The sequence below is a fragment of the Belnapia moabensis DSM 16746 genome (assembly GCF_000745835.1).
In the GTDB taxonomy this organism is placed as follows: domain Bacteria; phylum Pseudomonadota; class Alphaproteobacteria; order Acetobacterales; family Acetobacteraceae; genus Belnapia; species Belnapia moabensis.
In genome coordinates this window covers 71,388-88,408 of sequence record NZ_JQKB01000006.1, presented here as the reverse complement: position 1 = coordinate 88,408, position 17,021 = coordinate 71,388, and the positions used below count along the sequence as shown (strand labels likewise).

Genomic DNA, 17,021 nt, shown 5'->3' with positions numbered 1-17,021 from the left:
CTCAACGGAGCATGTTTCTGCCGGATTGATTGCGGCAGGAAATTTTCCGGCCCATGGACAAGCTGCAGCAGCTCTCGGTCTTCCGGCGCGTGGTGGAGACCGGGAACATCACCCGCGCCGCCCGCGACCTGGCGATGAGCCAGCCGAGCGTCTCCCGCATCATCGGCGAGCTGGAGGGGCGCCTCGGCGTGCCGCTGCTGCTGCGCTCGCCGCGCGGCCTCACCGCCACCGAGGCGGGACAGGCCTTCCATGCCGAGGCGGTCAGCATCCTCGACCGGCTGGAGGAGGCGGAGGCCAGCCTGCGCGGGGCGCAGGCCTCGCTCGCCGGGCCGGTGCGCATCGCCTGCGTCGCCGCCTTCTTCAACGCGGTGGTGCTGCCCTGGCTGACGGATTTCCTGCATGCGAACCCGGCCGTCTCGCTCGATGTGCGGCTCGACCATAAGCAGGTGGACCTGATCGGCGAGGGCATCGACCTCGCCATCCGCTTCGGGCCGATCCGCGAGCAGTCGCTGATCGTTCGCAAGCTGGGGCGGATCGACTTCGCGCTCTTCGCCTCGCCCGACTACCTGCGCCGCCGCGGCATGCCGGAGACGCCGGAGGAGCTGGCGCAGCACGAATTCTGCCGGCTGACGGCGGGGCGGATGAACAGCCTGCTGACGCTCGACGGGCCGGAGGGGCGCAGCGCCTCGATCGAGACGCATGGGGGTTTCAGCGCGGACAGCGTCGATACCACGCATCTGGCGGCGCGGGCCGGGCTCGGCATCGCGCTGCTGGCGCCTTGGGGCGTGGCGGAGGAGGTGGAGGCAGGGCGGCTCGTCCCCGTGCTACCGGGCTGGCGGGCGGAGCCGCGCGACGTGCATGCCGCCTGGCCCTCGACCCACAACCTGCCGAGGCGGGTGCGGGCGGTGCTCGATATCCTGGTCGCCAAGGCGACGGCGGAGCCGCGGCTCAGGGCGCGGTGACGGGCCGGATCCGGTAGCGGTAGCGATAGGCCTCCGCCAGCCCGACGCGGCGTTGCAGAGCGAGGGAGGCAGTGTTCGTCGAGGCCACCTGGGCCCAGAGGCGGGTGGCACCGAGGCCGCCGGCCCAATGGGCGGCGGCGCGGATCAGCCGCTCGCCGAGGCCGCGGCGGCGGAGTTCGGGGTGCGTCGCCAGGTCGAAGATGCCGCACCAGGGGCCGTCCGCGACGGCGAGGAGGCAGGCGGCCTCCACGCCGTCCTCCCGCAGGATGAACCAGCCGGCGGGGACGGCGAAAAGGTCCGGCATGCGGAGCTTCTCGGCGCGGCGGGCCTCGGTCTGGTACTCGGCGGTCGATACGACGGCCATCCAGGCGGGCTCGGGGCCATCGAGGCGGTGGGCGGCCGGGTCCGGCCGGGCGGACAGGGGACCGGCATGGACGATGGTCTCCTCGCCCTCGGCGTAGCCGCGGGCCGCCAGCAGCGGCTCGAGGCCGGGCGGGTCGAGTGGCGTCAGGCGGAAGCGGCAGGGCAGGCCATGCCGGGCGTAGAGCGCCTCGATGCGAAGGATGCGGGCGGCGAGGTCCGCATCGGGCGCGGGGTCGAGCGAGCTCACCGCATTGCCGCGCCCCGTGCCGCCGAGGAAGAGCTTCGCCACGAAGGGCCCGTCGAAGGCCTGGCGCGGCGCGGGCAGGGCGGTGAGGCAGGCCCGCTCCAGCGCCGCGGTCCCGGCCCCCATCAGCCGGCGGTGAGGTTGAGGCGGCGGATCAGCGCTTCCTCCCGCGCGACGGTCGTGCGGATGTCGGCGGCGTAGCCGGCGCTGTCGCGGTATTCGTCGGGCATGTCGTAGCGGGCGAGGAGGGTGCGGAACTCCTCGGCCTTCTGCGCGGCGGCGAAGGCATCGTGCAGGGTGCGCGTCACCGCCGGGTCGAGCCCGGCGGGGGCGACGATGCCGAAGGGCGTCGTCACCACCATGTCGTAGCCGAGCTCCCGCAGCGTCGGCGCGCTGGGCCAGCGGGGCAGGCGCTCCGCATTCCAGACGTTGAGGATGGTCGCCTGGTTGCCATCGGCCAGCGCCCCGAGGCCGGAGCCGCCGGCCATGATATCGATATGCCCGCCGAGCAGCGCCTGGGAGCCGTCGGCATCGCCGCGGAAGGGGGCGTGGATCAGCTCGATGCCTTCCTTCGCCGCCAGTTCGGCGATGGTGACATGCGGCGTGCCGTTGGCGCCGGTGGAGCCGAAGGCGAGCTGGCCGGGGCGGCGGCGGGCTTCGGCGACGAAGTCCGCCCAGCCATTGGGGAAGCGGCCGGCCTTGGCGATCACCATGAAGGTGTAGCCGGTCACGCTGACGATCGGGGTGAAGTCGCGCAGCGTGTCGTAGGGCAGCTTTTGCAGAAGCTGGACGCGGATGGCGGAGGCGGGGAGCTGGGTGAGCAGGTAGCCGTCCGGCCGGGCGCGGGCGACGGCCGCGGCGCCCAGGGTGTTCGCTGCGCCGGGCTTGTTGTCGATGATGATCTGCTGCGGCAGGCGGCGGGAGGCGCCTTCGGCCAGGGCGCGCATCACCACGTCGGTGGTGCCGCCGGGGGGGAAGGGGACGATCAGCGAGACCGGGCGGGTGGGGAAGGCGGGCTGGGCCCGGGCCAGGGTGGGAGCCAGCATCGGAGCGGCGAGGAGGCTGCCGAGCAGCGCGCGGCGGGGCAGGGCCAGGGGGGCCTGGTGGGACATTCGGATCTCCCGGGGCGAAGGGCGCGCACCATGGCGCCTCGCGCATCGCGGCGCCAGGGGCCGGCCGGCAGGAATTGCGCGGCGGGTCACAACCTCATTGGGGGAGGATCGTCGGTTCGTCGTCTGCACCATGCCATCACGACAATGCTGCTATCGCCACTGTCATTAACTGATGACTCACAATTACGGCCGAGACGTGCCATGTTCTGGCTACGGGACGCCGGTTGAGCAGTTCCGGGCCGCTCCCCCCCCTCCATGCGGCCTGGGATCAGACCCCCCAAGCCGGCCGGCGTCCCGGATTTCCTTCCTTTCTCAGGCTTCTTCCGCCAGGCGGGCGACCGCGTGGCGATATGTCTCGTCGGACAGCGCATCGAGCGCGGGGTTGACGCCCTTGGCGCCGGCGGCGACGCGGCCGGCCCAGCCGACATATTCGAGGCGGCGGCCATGGTCCCAGCCGGTGGGCGGGCTGCTCTGCATGGTGCGGAGATTGGCGATCTTGTCGGCCAGCTTCACCTGCTTCGCAGCATCCGAGGCGTGGGCGGCGTGGCGGATCTGCAGGCCCTTGCGGACTTCCTTGGGCAGCGACTTGTCGTCCGAGACCTCGGCGACGATGGCGGCGACCTCAGGGCCGAAGGCCGCTTCGAGCATGCCGAGGGTGGTGGGCACCGGGTCGGCGTCGCTGTCCTCGACGGTGTCGTGCAGCAGCCCGGCGATGATGGCGGCGGGTGGGGCGCCGGCAGCGGCGAGGATGGCGGCCACCTCCAGCACATGGTTCACATAGGGCTCGGCGGCGGCGCCCTTGCGGCGATGGGTCGCATGGACGCGGGCGGCGAAGCTGGCGGCGCGAAGGATGGTGGCCAACGGTTCGACCTCGCGGGTCATTCTGTCTCCCCGGGTGGCGGATAGCAGAAGGGGGGCTTTCGCCCCCCTTTGCGTCAGGTGTTCATCGCGTCGAAGAAGTCCTGGTTGGTCTTGCTGTACTTCAGCTTGTCCAGCAGGAACTCCATCGAGTCCTGGGTGCCCATCGGGTTCAGGATGCGGCGCAGGACCCACATCTTGGCGAGCGTGGCGCGATCCACCAGCAGCTCCTCCTTGCGGGTGCCGGACTTGGTGATGTCGATCGCCGGGAAGGTGCGCTTGTCGGAGAGCTTGCGGTCGAGCACGAGCTCCGAGTTGCCGGTGCCCTTGAACTCCTCGAAGATCACCTCGTCCATGCGGCTGCCGGTGTCGATCAGCGCCGTGGCGATGATGGTGAGCGACCCGCCTTCCTCGATGTTGCGGGCGGCGCCGAAGAAGCGCTTGGGCCGCTGCAGGGCGTTGGCGTCCACGCCGCCGGTCAGCACCTTGCCGGAGGAGGGGACGACGCTGTTGTAGGCGCGGCCGAGGCGCGTGATGGAATCCAGCAGGATCACCACGTCGCGCTTGTGCTCGACCAGGCGCTTCGCCTTCTCGAGCACCATCTCCGTCACCTGGACGTGGCGCGTCGCCGGCTCGTCGAAGGTGGAGGCCACGACCTCGCCGCGGACGGTGCGGGCCATGTCGGTGACTTCCTCCGGCCGCTCGTCGATGAGCAGCACCATGAGGAAGACCTCGGGGTGGTTGGCGGTGATCGACTTGGCAATGTTCTGCAGCATCACCGTCTTACCGGTGCGCGGCGGGGCGACGACCAGGGCGCGCTGGCCCATGCCGATCGGCGCGATCAGGTCGATGACGCGGTGGGTGTAGTCCTTGGACGGACCCTTGGCGACCGCCTCCGCATCCGGGTTCTCCATCTTGAGGCGGCGGTTGGGGTAGAGCGGCGTCAGGTTGTCGAAATTGATCCGGTGACGCAGCGCTTCCGGCGGCTCGAAATTGATGGCGTTGACCTTGAGGAGGGCGAAGTAGCGCTCGCCGTCCTTCGGGGCGCGGATCTGGCCCTCCACCGTATCGCCCGTGCGCAGGCCGAAGCGGCGCACCTGGGCGGGCGAGATGTAGATGTCGTCCGGGCCGGGGAGGAAGTTCGCCTGCGGGCTGCGGAGGAAGCCGAAGCCGTCCGGCAGGATCTCGAGCGTGCCTTCGCCGAAGATCGCCTGGTCGTTCTCGGCGAGCTGCTTGAGGATGGCGAACATCATGTCCTGCTTGCGCAGGGACGAGGCGTTCTCGACCTGAAGCTCCTCGGCGAAGGAAAGGAGTTCGGCGGGGCTCTTGGCCTTGAGTTCGGAAAGATGCATGGCGCGGTGCGTCCGGATGCGAGGGGACAGGACGGTCCCAATGAGGCCGGCATCGCGGCGCATGGCGCGCCATAAGTCCGGCCCTTCCGCCTGTGCCATGAACACGGACCCTGGATAGAGGGGCCGGGGCCAAGGGCCGGCGATGTCCCGAGGAAGGAAGGAGGGAGAGAGGCACCGGGCGCGGGCGCGCCATATGCCCCGAGGAAGCGGACCGAACCGTATAGGACCGGATCGCTGGCCGTCAACGGTTGAGATGGGGTATTTGCCGGCCGAGGTCAAGTCTCGCCGGCCGCGCGCAGGCTGATAGGCTCCACCCATGGCCGTCCTGAAGATCGCCCGCATGGGCCACCCTGTCCTGCTCGAACGCTGCCGGCCCGTCGCCGACCCCGGCGCGCTCGAGATCCGCCGCCTGGTGCGGGACATGTTCGACACCATGGAGGATGCGCCGGGGGCGGGGCTCGCGGCGCCGCAGGTGCATGTGCCGCTGCGGCTCTTCGTCTTCCGGGTGCAGCCGCAGCGCTCGACCGGGGCGGCGGGGGATGCGGTGGTGGGCAATACCGTCGTCATCAACCCGGTGATCGAGCCGGTAGGCGATGAGCGGCAGATGCGGTGGGAGGGGTGCCTCTCCATCCCCGGCCTGCGCGCCGCGGTGCCGCGCTTCATGCGCATCCGCTACTCCGGCGTCGATTGCGACGGCCAGCCCGTCGCGGCCGAGGTGACGGGCTTCCATGCCGGCGTCGTCCAGCACGAGTACGACCACCTGGACGGCATCCTCTACCCGATGCGCATGGCGGATTTCCGGCCGATGGGCTTCATGGAGGAGATCGGCCGCGCGGAGGAGCTGTCGGCGCGGATGGAGGAGATCCGCAGGGAGTGGGCGAGCTTCGCCGCCTAGACCCCCTCCAGCAGCCGGATCTTGAGGTCGCGGAAGGCCCGCTGGAAACGGCTGGTCCGCTGCTGCTCGATCATCGCCTCCAGCGCCTGGCCCAGCTCGCGCAGGCGGGGCTCGCCAAGGCGCTGGGCCTCGCGGAACATGGACCGCTCCTCCGATCCCGCATGATGGTCCACCGCGGCATGCAGGGCCCGCAGGTGCTCCTCGAATTCGGGGCTGGCGGTGTCGAGCTTCAGGGTCATGGCGAGCAGGTCGGCCAGCTGGCGGTGCTCGGAATGGGCGATGGCGACATCCTCGCTGACCGGCCGGACCGCCGGGTAGAAGAGGTGGTCCTCGACATGCTCGTGGATCTCGAGCTCGGAGGCGAGGGTCCGCATCAGGTCGCGGCGCTCCGGCTGGTGGCGCGGGGTTGCCTCGATGGTCTCGAACAGCCGGCGGATCAGCTGGTGGTGCTCGGTCAGCACCTCGTCGGCCTTCCGGCCCCCGCCCGGCGCGGCGTCACGCGGCACGGGCGGCAGGTCGGCGGCGGTGACGATCTCGTCGCCCGGCTCCTGTTCCCGCCTGATCTCGACGATGCCGTCCCGCAGGCGGGTCTCGTAGCGCGGCTGCGGGCAGGTGGAGGGGCCGCTCTCCGGCCAGCCGGTCTCCAGGTCGTATCTCGAGCCGTGCCAGGGGCAGACGAGCGCGTTGCCGAGCACCCAGCCCTGGTCCAGCGGGCCGCCGAGATGGGAGCAGCGCGCCCCCATCGCATGCACGCGCCCGCCGCGGCGGACGAGGACGATGCCGATGTCCTGTCGGGCGTTCTCGTCGCGGAGCTCGACCCGGCGGGGCCGGTTCTCCTCCAGTTCGGCAAGCGGCAGCACGGGCGCGAAGTCGCGGGGCTCCGGGCTGCGGTCCGCATGGTCGACGCCGATGCGGCGGCGATAGACCATGTGCCCGCCGAGATAGCCGCCGACGACCATGCAGGCCCAGCCGGCGGCGCTGGCCAGCCTTCCCTCCCGCCGCCGCCCGCGGCTGCGGAGGCCGATCGAGGCAAGGGTGAGGCCGAGCGCGGTGCTGTTGACGAGGGCGTGGACCAGGCCGACCCGGCGGTCGCGGCCATTGGTGTGCTGCCAGTCCGCGAGGCCCGTCGCCGCCGCGGCCACGGCGCCCGCGGCGCCGGCCTTCAGCGCGATGTCCGCGGCCCGCGCGGCGCCATTCGACCGGGCGCCGAGCGCCGCCAGGAGGTCGAGGCCGAAAGCGAGCGTCCAGGTCCCGATCGGGATGGTAACCAGCATCGGGTGGACGGGGTGGCCGTAGCGGGTGCCGTGCAGGGCATCGCCGATCCTGCCCGCGGGGCGGCCGGCGATCTGCGCCGGGCGGGCCATCGCGGTCTCGATCGCGTGGCTCGGGGTGTCGAGCGAGGCGGTGGCCTCGATCCGGCCGATCGCCGCATTGGCGGCCCTGGCGAAGCGGGGAGATGTCATGCGGTGCCCTCGTCGTCGCGCCCGTCGGGCGGCCGCGCGGTCCGCCGCGGCCATGGCTCAATGCGCCCGAGCTCCGGCGGTTCGCCGCGACACGGGCGGGACGCGCCGAAAGCGATGGCCGGGGGCAACGGGCCGGCAGAGCCGAGGCCGCGGATCAGAAGGGCTTCACGATCACCATGATGACGATGATCGCCATCAGCACCGCCGGCACCTCGTTCACCATGCGCCAGTAGCGCTCGCTCTTCGGCCGCTCATCGGCGGCGAAGCGGCGGCGGGCGGCGGAGAGGTGGCCGTGGAAGCCGCTCATCAGCAGCACCGAGAGCAGCTTGGTGTGCCACCAGCCGGCCCGCCAGTCGATGACGCCGGGCGTCAGCACCAGGGTCAGGCCAAGCAGCCAGACGGCGATCATCGCCGGGTTCATGATGCCGCGCATCAGCCGCCGCTCCATGGTCTGGAACAGCGCGCTCTGCGGCCCGCCGACGGGCACCTGGCTGTGGTAGACATAAAGGCGCGGCAGGTAGAGCAGCGCCGCCATCCAGGCGATGACGGCGATCAGGTGGAAGGCCTTGGTCCAGGGGTAGAGCGGCGCCAGGAAGTCGATGGTCACGGCGTCAGGTATCCTGGCCCGCGCAGCTCTCGACCGGGCGGGTGAAGGCGACCCAGTTGTCGCCCTGTTGCAGGCAGCCATTCACCCAGTCGCCCTGGAAGACGCGGCCCTGCACGCTGAGCCGCCCGGGACCCTGCGGGTGGCCGGCGCGGAGCCTGCCCTCGAATTCGATGCCGAGGCGGGGCAGGGCGAGGCGGCCCTCCACCAGCCGGTCGTCGTGGAAGACGCCCTCCTCCTCGCTCACCACCCGGCCGCCCTCGGTGATGGTGAGCTTGCCACGGCCGTCATTCTTCCCGCGCACGATGTCGCCCTGGTAGTCCATGCGGCGGGTCTCGCCGCGGCTCTGCCAGGTGACGATGGCGCGGCCGGGGCCCTCGGCGGGGCCTTCGGGGCAGGCGCCGTTCCAGTCGGCGACGATGTCGGTCGCGCCCGGCTCGATGCCGCCAGCCCAGAGCCAGCAGCGGCTCTGCGGGTCCGTCACCCAGCCGGCGCGGCCGCCGGGGACCATCCGCTCCGCCTCGGGCGGGTCGCCGGCGGCCATCAGCAGCAGCGCCGCCGCGGCGGCCACAATTCCGCGTCCGATCATGGGTTACTCCTCGATTCCCAGCAGGGCCGGCAGCTCCGCCATGTCGGCGAAGGGCCGGGCGCCGACCGCGGCCAGCACGGCCGCCTCCGTGTCCCGCGTGAAGCCCAACACGCGGCAGCCCGCCGCGATCCCGGCCCGGGCGCCGAGCAGGCTGTCCTCGACCACCACGCAATCCTCCGGGGCGGCCCCGCAGGCGGCGGCGGCGGCGCGGTAGATGTCGGGGGCGGGCTTGGGCCGGGGCACGTCCTCGAAGGTGAAGACGCGTTCGCCGAAATAGCGGGCGAGGCCGAGCCGGGCCAGCTTCGCCCGCAGCTCGCCGCGGGTGGAGTTGGAGGCGACGGCGAGCGGCAGCCCGGCGGCCGAGGCGGCGGCGACGGCGGCGGGCGCGCCGGGGATGGCTTCCACCTCCTCGGTCACGGCGGTGAGGATGCGGCGGGTGAGCGCCCCGCCCCAGTCGGGCGGTAGGCGGCCGCAGCGGGCCTCGATGACGGGCAGCATCGCCGGCAGGGCCATGCCGAGGAAGGTCTCGCGCGCCTGCTCGGCGGAGAGGGACCAGCCCTGAGCGGTGATCGCCTCGGCCACCAGGCGGTTCACCAGCCCCTCGCTATCGGCCAGCACGCCGTCGCAGTCGAACAGGACGGCGGCGGGGCGCATCAGGCGAGTTCCCTGGTCCGGGCGCGGGCCCGGGCATGGGGGCAGTCGCCGAAGGGCTTCGGGCATTGTCGGGCGCCGGCGAAGCTGCAGAGCGGCCGCTCATCGGCCTCGGCGCGGCGGACCAGGTCGCGCAACGCGGCGATGAAGCCCGGGTCGCTGTTCTGGGCGGGGACGCGGAAATAGCCGGGAACGCCGAGGCGCTCCGCCTCCTCCCGGTATTCGACGTCGAGTTCCACCAGCGTCTCGGAATGCTCGGAGACAAAGGCGATGGGGCAGACCAGCACCGCCACCTTGTCATGGGCGGCACGCTCCAGCTCCAGCTCGGTGCTCGGGCCGATCCATTTCTGCGGCGTGACGCGGGACTGGTAGCAGATCGAGTGGTCCAGCCCCTCGATCCCCAGGCGCTCGACCACGGCGGCGACGCTCTGCTCCACCTGCCACTGATAGGGGTCGCCGCGCTTGACGATGCTCTCCGGCAGGCCATGGGCAGAGAAGAGGATGCGCAGCGGCACCTCCGGCGCCAGGGCAGCGCGGGCGGAGTCGTAGGCGGTGCGCACGGCGGCGGCCGTCGCCGCGGCGAAGGCCGGGTCGGAGTGGTAGCAGCACAGCGTCTTGGTCGGCACGGCGAGGCCGGCGTGGGCGGCGGCCTCGTCCCAGGCGGTGACGCTGCTGCCGGTCGTCGTCGTCGAATACTGGGGGTAGAGGGGGAGCAGCAGCACCCGGTCCGGGCCCCAGTCGCGGACGGCCCGCGCTGCGGCGTCGCTCATCGGGTGCCAGTAGCGCATGGCGATGAAGCAGCGGTACTCGGCGCCGCCGGCGGCGTTCAGCTCCGCCTCAAGATCGCGGGCCTGGGCCTCGGTCAGCTCCAGCAAGGGCGAGCGGCCGCCGAGGATGGCGTAGTTCTCCGAAGCCGCGGGGGTGCGCCGCTTGGCGATGAAGCGGCCAAGCCATGGGCGGATGAAGCCGGGCACCCGCAGGATGGCCGGGTCGGTGAACAGGTTCTCGAGGAACGGGCGCACGCTGTCCGGCGCATCCGGCCCCCCGAGATTGAACAGCACCACCGCCACCCGCTGCATCGAAACTCCCCGAGCCCAAGATCCAGGCCCGCAGATTTGGCCGGTTCGCCAGCGGGTCAAGCTGGGGGTTAGAGCAAAGCGGGGGCGGGGGGAATTACCCAGGCGGGCAAATCCCGGACATTGAGGAGGGCGCTGCCCTCCTCAAGCTCCTCCCGCCAAGGGCCGAAGGGCCCTTGGAACCCTCGAGTCAGCCGGTACGGACCAGCCGGACCAAGGCGGACACGTTATCGGGGGAGGTCACCTTCTCGATGCCGTGGCCGAGGTTGAAGATGAAGGGGCGACCGCGCATGGCACCCAGGATGGAGCGGGCCTCCGTCTCCAGCGCCATGCCGCCGGTGACCAGGGAGAGCGGGTCGAGGTTGCCCTGGAGGCACATTGAGGGCGGCACGGCGGAGGCGGCCCAGCGCAAATCCATCGAGGTGTCGATGCCGAGGCACTGCACCCCGGTGCGCTGGGCATATTCCACCAGCATCGGCCCGGCGAGGCGGGGGAAGCCGATCAGCGGGATCGCCGGGTGGCGCTTGCGGATGGCCCGCACCAGGCTCGCCGTCGGCTCGATCACCCAGCGGCGGAACTGGCTCGGCGCCAGCAGCCCGGCCCAGCTGTCGAACAGCATCAGCGCCTCGGCCCCGGCGTCGGCCTGGGCGCAGAGATAGTCGGCGCTGGCATCGACCAGGATGCGGATCAGCCGGCCGAACAGGGCCGGGTCGCCATAGGCCATGCCGCGCGCGGCGGCGAAGTCGCGGCTGCCATGACCCTCGACCATGTAGCAGGCGACGGTGAAGGGGCTGCCGGCGAAGCCGATCAGCGTGGTGCGCGGCGCCTCCTCGGCCAGCCCGGCGCGAACGAGGCGCACCGTCTCGATGATCGGCGCGGCATTGGCGGCGCAGACCGAGGGGTCGAGCCGGTTGATCGCCGCGGCGTCGCGCACCGGCTCCAGCACCGGCCCCTCGCCCTCGGCGAAGCGGAGCGGCTGGCCCATGGCCCAGGGCACCATGAGGATGTCGGAAAAGAGGATGGCGCCGTCCATGCCGTAGCGGCGGATCGGCTGGAGGGTGACCTCGGCGGCCATTGCCGGCGCGGTACAGAGGGCGATGAAGTCGCCGGCCTGGGCGCGGATCTCGCGGTACTCGGGCAGGTAGCGGCCGGCCTGCCGCATCAGCCACATCGGCGGCGGCCAGACGGCCTCGCCAGCCAGGGCGCGGAGCAGGGGCTTCTGACTCGGATCTTCGCTCACACTTGGCATGCCTTCCTCCCTGGAGCCCTACCCTTCGCAAGAAAACAAGAGTCTTGAAAGGATGCAGTGGTGATAGGGCCTGTGGATGCTGTGGAGGCAATTACTCCGGATTCCATCCACAGGCCTGTCCACGACCGACTGAGTCGGCGACTCGCTGACTCCGTTGGGTGAATCCCCCGCCGTCCCGGAGTCGGCCGACTCAGTCGGGAATCCTCTCCCGCCTGTGCGCTATGTGCGGAGTCACCCCCTCCATCCACCGTAGGCGGCGTTCGGCCTTGAGTTTTCCACTTCGTCCCCAGCGGCGTGCGCTATTCTCCCGGGATGCCCCACAGAACCGTCAACCTGCACCTGGTCTCCGACAGCACGGGCGAGACGCTCAATTCGATCGCCCGGGCGACGCTGGCGCGGTTCGAGGACCATCATGTGGTGCACCATCGCTGGAGCCTCATCCGCTCCCGCCTGCAGCTCGACCGGGTGCTGGAGGGGCTCGACCACGAGCCGGGGCCGGTGCTCTTCACCCTGGTCGACAAGAGCCTGCGGCTGGCGCTGGAGGAGGCCTGCATGCGCCTCGGCGTCCCTTGCCTCTCGGTGCTGGACCAGGTGGTGGACCTGCTGCAGGGGCAGCTGGGCGCGCGGGCCAGGGAGAAGCGGGCGGCGCAGCATGTGATGGATGCAGACTATTTCCGCCGGATCGACGCCATGCACTACGTGCTGGCGCATGACGACGGGCAGGGGACGGCGGGCATCCATGAGGCGGATGTCTGCCTCGTCGGCGTCTCGCGCAGCAGCAAGACGCCGACCTGCTTCTACCTGGCGAACCGGGGGATCAAGGCGGCCAATGTGCCGATCGTCCCCGGCGCGGCGCTGCCGCCGGAACTGGCGGATTCGCCCTGCCCGGTAGTGGGGCTGACCATCGAGACCAATGCGCTGATCGAGATCCGCCGGCACCGGCTGCGGCTGATCGGCGCCGACGGCGTGCGGCAGGACACCAACGACTATATCGACCATGACAGCGTGAAGGCGGAAATCCTCTCCGCCCGGAGGCTTTGCAACCAGCATGGCTGGCCGGTGATCGACGTGACCCGCCGCAGCATCGAGGAGACGGCGGCGACGGTCCTGCAACTGATGGATGCCTGGCACGCCCGGCGCGGGGAGGCGGCGGCACATGCGCCGGCGGACCCGGCGGCGGCGGTGCTCGGCGGAGGTGCGTCATGATCCAGCGGGAGGCGCCAGCCCTCATCCTCGCCACCGCCTCCTCGGCGCGGCGGGCGGTGCTGGCGGCGGCGGGGCTGCGCTTCACGGCCGAGGCGGCGGCGGTCGATGAGGCGGCGATCAAGGAGAGTGCGCGCGCCGAGGGCATCGCACCCGGCGAGGCGGCGATGCTGCTGGCCGAAGCCAAGGCGCAGCGCCTCGCCCGGCGCAACCCGGAGGCGCTGGTGATCGGCGCCGACCAGATGCTGGTCTGCGAGGGCCGCTGGTTCGACAAGCCCCCGGACATGGCGGCGGCGCGGGCGCAACTGCTGGCGCTGCGCGGGCGGCCGCATGAGCTGATGACGGCCATGGTCTGCTGGCGCGGCGGGCAGCGGGTCTGGCAGCACTTGGCGCGGCCACGGCTGACCATGCGCGACTTCTCCGAGGAATTCCTCGACGCCTATCTGGCGGCCGAAGGCGAGGCGGTGCTCGGGTCGGTCGGGGCCTACCGGCTGGAGGGGCTCGGGGTACAGCTGTTCGATGCGGTGGAGGGCGAGCACAGCGCCATCCTCGGCCTGCCGCTGCTGCCGCTGCTCGGCTTCCTGCGGCAGCATGGAGTGCTGATCGGGTAAGGGTTCCCTCCGATCGTATATTGACGACAAGGTGAAGTCACACGATCTTGTGAGTGCCCTGGGCGCCATCCCGCGCCCGGGTGCTTGCGGGATCGCGCGATGGCGGATCGTCAGGATGGGCGGCTTACTGAAGCCGGTCTGGGGGCCGGGGCGGCCCTTATCGAGCGTCCTGCCGGGCTACGAAGCCATGACGAGCTGATGGCGGAGAATGGCGGGCTGGTGCCGTGGTGCGGGCCGGCGACGCTGGCCCTGGCGAGCGGGCTGCCCTACCGGGCGGCGAGCACCATGCTGCGGGGGATCGCGCCCGACTGGTATCCCGGTAGTGGGCCGGTCGTGACGGCCTATTGGCGGGACATCCTGGGCGCGCTCGAGCATCTGGATGTCGCGCATGCGCCGGTCGACCTGCCGGAGCGGCGGCCGAGCCTGCTCGGCCTGGTGCGGGATGGCCTGGCGCCGGGCTGGTACCTGCTGCGGGTGACGGACCACTTCCTGCTGCTGAACAACCAGGGCTTCGGCCTCGCCGCGGTGCATGACAACCGCCTGACCGCCGCCGTGCTGACGGCGAAGACCCATGGCCGCCGCCGCGTGACGCATGCCGCGCAGCTCGTCTCCGGGCCTCGCCTCCGGTTCTGAGCCTTACTTATGGCGGGGTCCGGGGCCAAGCTTTGGCCCCGGCGGGGGCATGGGGGTGGAACCCCCATCCAGCGTTTGGACAAGGGCGCGGATCGTCTCCGGGGACAATTTGCGGATGTCCCGCGCCAGCCGGTTGGCCAGCGCCGTCGCCTCCGGGCTCAGCCCCGCCGTATCCAGCACCACCCGTGGATGCGAGAGCCGGGCGAGCCGCGCCATCTCCTCCGCGTCGTCCCAGATCAGCCCGAAGAACTCGTTCACCTGATGGATGAGCCCCAGCGAGGGCCGGCCGCGATGGCCGTGCTCCAGCGCCGAGAGATAGGCGGGGGAGACGTGCAGCGCCTGGGCGAGGGCGGCCTGGCTGATGCCATGGGCCTCGCGGAGGGCGCGGAGGCGCTGGCCGAAGGGCGTCATCGGCGACGGCGGAGCAGCAGGTGGACGGCGCCAGGGTTGCTGGCGTGCGGGTGGGCGGCGCCGAGGAGGAGAGGGCGCATCTCGGCCGCGTTCAGCCAGAAGGGCAGCTCACGGCGAAGGACGCCGCCCTCGGTGCTGGAGCCCTTGCCGGTGACGATGGCGACGCAGCGGAGGCCGTCGGCCTGGGCTTCGTGGAGGAAGCGGCGGACGGCGGCATGGGCGTCCTGGGCGCGGCGGCCGTGCAGGTCGAGGGTGCGCTCGGGCTTCGTGCGGCCGCGGCGCAGCTCACGCCAGCGCTTGCCGTCGAGGCCGGGGGGTGGGGCGCCGACCTGAAGCTCGGGCGCGGGGCGAGGGGCAGTCGGGCGGGGCGGCGGCACGGCCAGGGGCGCCGCGGGTGCGGGGCCGGGCAGCGTCGGCTCGGGCGGCGGGGGCGGCAGGGCCTTACCGGGCATGGGCGCGACATGGGCATGCGCCGTCCAGGCCTGCCAGAGGCGGCGATCGAGCTCGGTCAGGGCCCGGCGCGGCCGGGCGGGCGCGCTCAATCCCCCGGGGCGGCGGGGCCGCCCGGGACGGCGACCGGCGGCGGGGCCGTGGCATCGCCCATCGGCAGGGCGGCGGGGTCGTCGTCGATCAGGATGATGTGCAGGCGCCGCGGGCCATGGGCGCCGAGCTCCAGCGTCTGCTCGATATCGGCGCTGCGCGAGGGGCCGGTGACGAACATGATGTTGCGCGGCATGAACCCGCCGCTGCGCTCGTCCTTGCTTTCGGCGCGGAGGCGGTCCCAGGCTTCCTCATAGGCGCCGACGATGCGGCTGGCGCGGAGCACCACCATCTCGGTCTCGACGAGGAGGTTGAGGGTGGTCGGGCGCTCCGGCGCGGAGGGGAGCATCAGCGTGCCCGTCTCGGCGATGCCGGCATAGCCGTGCTGGAGGCTGACCTGGTCGGTGGCCTCCGCGCGGCGCTGCTCGATCTCCAGCAGCGGGCGCTCCGACCAGGGGATCGCCGTCAGCTCCGGGTGGGGCGCCATGGGGAAGCGGGGCGGCAGGTTCTGGGCCGCCAGGTAGTCGGCGATGGCGGCGGGCACGGCCTCTGCATTCGGCACGCGCTCGACCGTGCCGAACTCCTTCTCCACGTTGCGGATGAAGAGGGCGACCTGGTCCGGCCGCGGCAGGCGCGAGCGGGCGGGGATGAGGTGGCGCGGATGCGTCGCCAGCCGCCCGCCCAGCATGGCCTGCTGGTCGGCGGGCAGCGGCCCGCGCTTCAGGCCGCGGCGGATGGCGCCGAGGATGGCCTCCTTGGTCATCGGCGGCGCTGCTCCTTCGCATAGCGGGCCATGAAGGTGCCGCCCTCCGGCACTGGCAGGTCGCGCCCGGCGGTCCAGCCGCCGGCGAGCGGCAGGGAGCGGAAGGCGCCCTTGCCGCGGCCGAGCAGGCCGAGCGCGGCATTGGCTGCACGGGTAGCGGCCCGGTAGAGCGTCGGGCGGCGAGCGAACCAGGCCCAGAGGGCAAGGTTGCTGCGCTGGGTGGCCGGCGTCAGATGGCGCTCGAACTCCCGCTCGCGCCAGTGGCGCATCATCTTCGGCAACGGGATCTTCACCGGGCAGACGCTCTCGCACTTGCCGCAGAAGGTGGAGGCGTTGGGCAGCATCCCCGTCTTCTCGATGCCGACGAGGGAAGGGGTGAGGACGGAGCCCATCGGCCCGGGATAGACCCAGCCATAGGCATGGCCGCCGATCGCGCCATAGACCGGGCAGTGGTTCATGCAGGCGGCGCAGCGGATGCAGCGCAGCATCTCCTGGAACTCGGTGCCGAGCATGTTGGAGCGGCCGTTGTCGACCAGGACGACGTGGTACTCCTCCGGCCCGTCGAGGTCGGCGGGTCGGCGGGCGCCGGTGGAAAAGGTAGTGTAGACTGAGAAATCCTGGCCCGTGGCAGAGCGGGCGAGCAGGCGGAGGAGGCTGGTGGCGTCCTCCAGCGTGGGAACGACCTTCTCGATGCTGGCCAGCGCGATATGGACCCGCGGCAGGGTCTGGGTCAGGTCGCCATTGCCCTCGTTGGTGACGATGACGCTGCTGCCGGTCTCGGCGATGAGGAAATTGGCCCCCGTGATGCCGACATCGGCTTGGAGGAACTTCTCCCGCAGCTTGGTGCGCGCCTCGGCCAGGATGTCGCGCCGCTCGGCGAAGACGCGGTCGGCCGGCAGGTCGGTGTGGAGGCGGCGGAAATCGGCCTCCCAATCCTCGCGGTTCAGGTGGAAGGCGGGGGCGATGATGTGGGAGGGGTGCTCCTGGCGGAGCTGAAGGATGTACTCGCCGAGATCGGTCTCGACCGGGCGGATGCCGTGGGCTTCCAGGTGGGCGTTGATCCCGAGCTCCTCGGAGATCATCGACTTGCCCTTGGTGACGGTGCGGGCGTTGGCCTTTCGGCAGATCTCCAGCACGGCGGCGCGGGCGTCGTCGGCGGTCGAGCACCAATGCACCTGGCCGCCGGCCGCCTTCACCTTGGCCTCATAGGCCTCGAGGTAGAAGTCGAGGTTCGCCAGCGTGTGGTTCTTGATGTTCCGGCCGATATCCCGGAGCTGCTCGAATTCGGGCAGGTTGGCGACGGCCTGGGCGCGGCGCTGGAGGAAGGCGCCCTTCGCCGTGCCGAGCGCCTTCTGCAGGCCGGGGTCCGCGAGGGCGGTCCGGGCATTCTCCTTGAAGGCGGGCGAGGTGATGGCGACCACGGGCAAGCTCCTGATGGACGC

The 17,021-nt window shown here is 71.7% G+C and carries 19 protein-coding genes; 5 read left to right on the top strand and 14 right to left on the bottom strand.

What is annotated here, in order from left to right:
* Nucleotides 1–53: 53 nt before the first annotated feature.
* Complete coding sequence (locus tag EP26_RS05490) at nt 54–962, top strand: LysR family transcriptional regulator (protein ID WP_052388833.1); 909 nt, start codon at nt 54–56, stop codon at nt 960–962.
* Here EP26_RS05490 and EP26_RS05485 read toward each other — a convergent pair.
* The 4 genes from EP26_RS05485 to rho form a co-directional block, all read right to left on the bottom strand.
* Nucleotides 949–1,695 (bottom strand): GNAT family N-acetyltransferase, encoded by a 747-nt coding sequence (locus EP26_RS05485; protein WP_043336694.1) that lies wholly within the window; start codon nt 1,693–1,695, stop codon nt 949–951. The genes EP26_RS05490 and EP26_RS05485 overlap by 14 nt on opposite strands.
* The gene (locus tag EP26_RS05480; protein ID WP_052388832.1) at nt 1,695–2,681 is read right to left on the bottom strand and encodes a Bug family tripartite tricarboxylate transporter substrate binding protein; all 987 of its coding nucleotides are present in this window, start codon (nt 2,679–2,681) and stop codon (nt 1,695–1,697) included. The genes EP26_RS05485 and EP26_RS05480 overlap by 1 nt, the downstream gene beginning before the upstream one ends.
* Nucleotides 2,682–2,993: 312 nt before the next feature.
* The gene (locus tag EP26_RS05475) at nt 2,994–3,563 is read right to left on the bottom strand and encodes an HD domain-containing protein (protein ID WP_043336693.1); all 570 of its coding nucleotides are present in this window, start codon (nt 3,561–3,563) and stop codon (nt 2,994–2,996) included.
* 53 nt (nt 3,564–3,616) lie between these two features.
* Entirely contained in the window at nt 3,617–4,891 is a 1,275-nt protein-coding gene (gene rho / locus EP26_RS05470) for a transcription termination factor Rho (protein ID WP_043336915.1), read from the bottom strand.
* Nucleotides 4,892–5,207: 316 nt separating this feature from the next.
* On the opposite strand from rho, the gene def reads away from it, so the two are divergent.
* Nucleotides 5,208–5,786: a peptide deformylase gene (gene def / locus EP26_RS05465; RefSeq protein WP_043336691.1), complete on the top strand. Its 579-nt coding sequence runs from the start codon at nt 5,208–5,210 to the stop codon at nt 5,784–5,786.
* On the opposite strand, the gene EP26_RS31675 is transcribed toward def, so the two are convergent.
* The 6 genes from EP26_RS31675 to hemE all read right to left on the bottom strand — a co-directional run bounded on the left by EP26_RS31675 (nt 5,783) and on the right by hemE (nt 11,418).
* Nucleotides 5,783–7,249 (bottom strand): DUF2231 domain-containing protein, encoded by a 1,467-nt coding sequence (locus EP26_RS31675; RefSeq protein ID WP_052388831.1) that lies wholly within the window; start codon nt 7,247–7,249, stop codon nt 5,783–5,785. The two genes, def and EP26_RS31675, sit on opposite strands and share 4 nt — an antisense overlap.
* A 154-nt stretch (nt 7,250–7,403) precedes the next feature.
* Nucleotides 7,404–7,856 carry a protoporphyrinogen oxidase HemJ gene (gene hemJ, locus EP26_RS05455; protein ID WP_043336690.1) on the bottom strand — a complete coding sequence of 151 codons (453 nt, stop codon included), beginning with the start codon at nt 7,854–7,856 and terminating at the stop codon, nt 7,404–7,406.
* A gap of 4 nt (nt 7,857–7,860) precedes the next feature.
* Nucleotides 7,861–8,442 (bottom strand): MORN repeat-containing protein, encoded by a 582-nt coding sequence (locus tag EP26_RS05450; RefSeq protein WP_043336688.1) that lies wholly within the window; start codon nt 8,440–8,442, stop codon nt 7,861–7,863.
* A gap of 3 nt (nt 8,443–8,445) precedes the next feature.
* On the bottom strand, nt 8,446–9,096 hold the full coding sequence (locus EP26_RS05445) for an HAD family hydrolase (RefSeq protein ID WP_043336687.1): 651 nt from the start codon (nt 9,094–9,096) through the stop codon (nt 8,446–8,448).
* Entirely contained in the window at nt 9,096–10,172 is a 1,077-nt protein-coding gene (gene hemH, locus EP26_RS05440; RefSeq protein WP_043336684.1) for a ferrochelatase, read from the bottom strand. Before hemH ends, EP26_RS05445 begins: the two co-directional genes overlap by 1 nt.
* Before the next feature lie 187 nt (nt 10,173–10,359).
* Nucleotides 10,360–11,418 (bottom strand): uroporphyrinogen decarboxylase, encoded by a 1,059-nt coding sequence (gene hemE, locus EP26_RS05435; protein ID WP_043336682.1) that lies wholly within the window; start codon nt 11,416–11,418, stop codon nt 10,360–10,362.
* Nucleotides 11,419–11,730: 312 nt separating this feature from the next.
* Between hemE and EP26_RS05430 the strand changes: the two genes are divergently transcribed.
* From EP26_RS05430 to EP26_RS05420, 3 genes are all read left to right on the top strand, one after another.
* Nucleotides 11,731–12,624 (top strand): pyruvate, water dikinase regulatory protein, encoded by an 894-nt coding sequence (locus tag EP26_RS05430; RefSeq protein ID WP_043336681.1) that lies wholly within the window; start codon nt 11,731–11,733, stop codon nt 12,622–12,624.
* The gene (locus EP26_RS05425; protein ID WP_043336679.1) at nt 12,621–13,232 is read left to right on the top strand and encodes a Maf family protein; all 612 of its coding nucleotides are present in this window, start codon (nt 12,621–12,623) and stop codon (nt 13,230–13,232) included. The genes EP26_RS05430 and EP26_RS05425 overlap by 4 nt, the downstream gene beginning before the upstream one ends.
* Nucleotides 13,233–13,331: 99 nt before the next feature.
* Nucleotides 13,332–13,865 (top strand): hypothetical protein, encoded by a 534-nt coding sequence (locus EP26_RS05420; RefSeq protein WP_157033413.1) that lies wholly within the window; start codon nt 13,332–13,334, stop codon nt 13,863–13,865.
* 3 nt (nt 13,866–13,868) lie between these two features.
* Here EP26_RS05420 and EP26_RS05415 read toward each other — a convergent pair whose 3' ends face one another.
* From EP26_RS05415 to EP26_RS05400, 4 genes are read right to left on the bottom strand one after another with little or no spacing between them, the layout of a single operon-like run.
* On the bottom strand, nt 13,869–14,276 hold the full coding sequence (locus EP26_RS05415; RefSeq protein WP_052388830.1) for a helix-turn-helix domain-containing protein: 408 nt from the start codon (nt 14,274–14,276) through the stop codon (nt 13,869–13,871).
* A complete protein-coding gene (locus EP26_RS05410) occupies nt 14,273–14,818 on the bottom strand; it encodes a Smr/MutS family protein (protein WP_043336675.1) in 546 nt (181 codons plus the stop codon). The genes EP26_RS05415 and EP26_RS05410 overlap by 4 nt, the downstream gene beginning before the upstream one ends.
* Complete coding sequence (locus EP26_RS05405; protein WP_084112339.1) at nt 14,815–15,579, bottom strand: LutC/YkgG family protein; 765 nt, start codon at nt 15,577–15,579, stop codon at nt 14,815–14,817. Before EP26_RS05405 ends, EP26_RS05410 begins: the two co-directional genes overlap by 4 nt.
* The gene (locus EP26_RS05400; RefSeq protein ID WP_157033412.1) at nt 15,576–17,000 is read right to left on the bottom strand and encodes a LutB/LldF family L-lactate oxidation iron-sulfur protein; all 1,425 of its coding nucleotides are present in this window, start codon (nt 16,998–17,000) and stop codon (nt 15,576–15,578) included. Before EP26_RS05400 ends, EP26_RS05405 begins: the two co-directional genes overlap by 4 nt.
* Between the last annotated feature and the right edge of the window lie 21 nt (nt 17,001–17,021).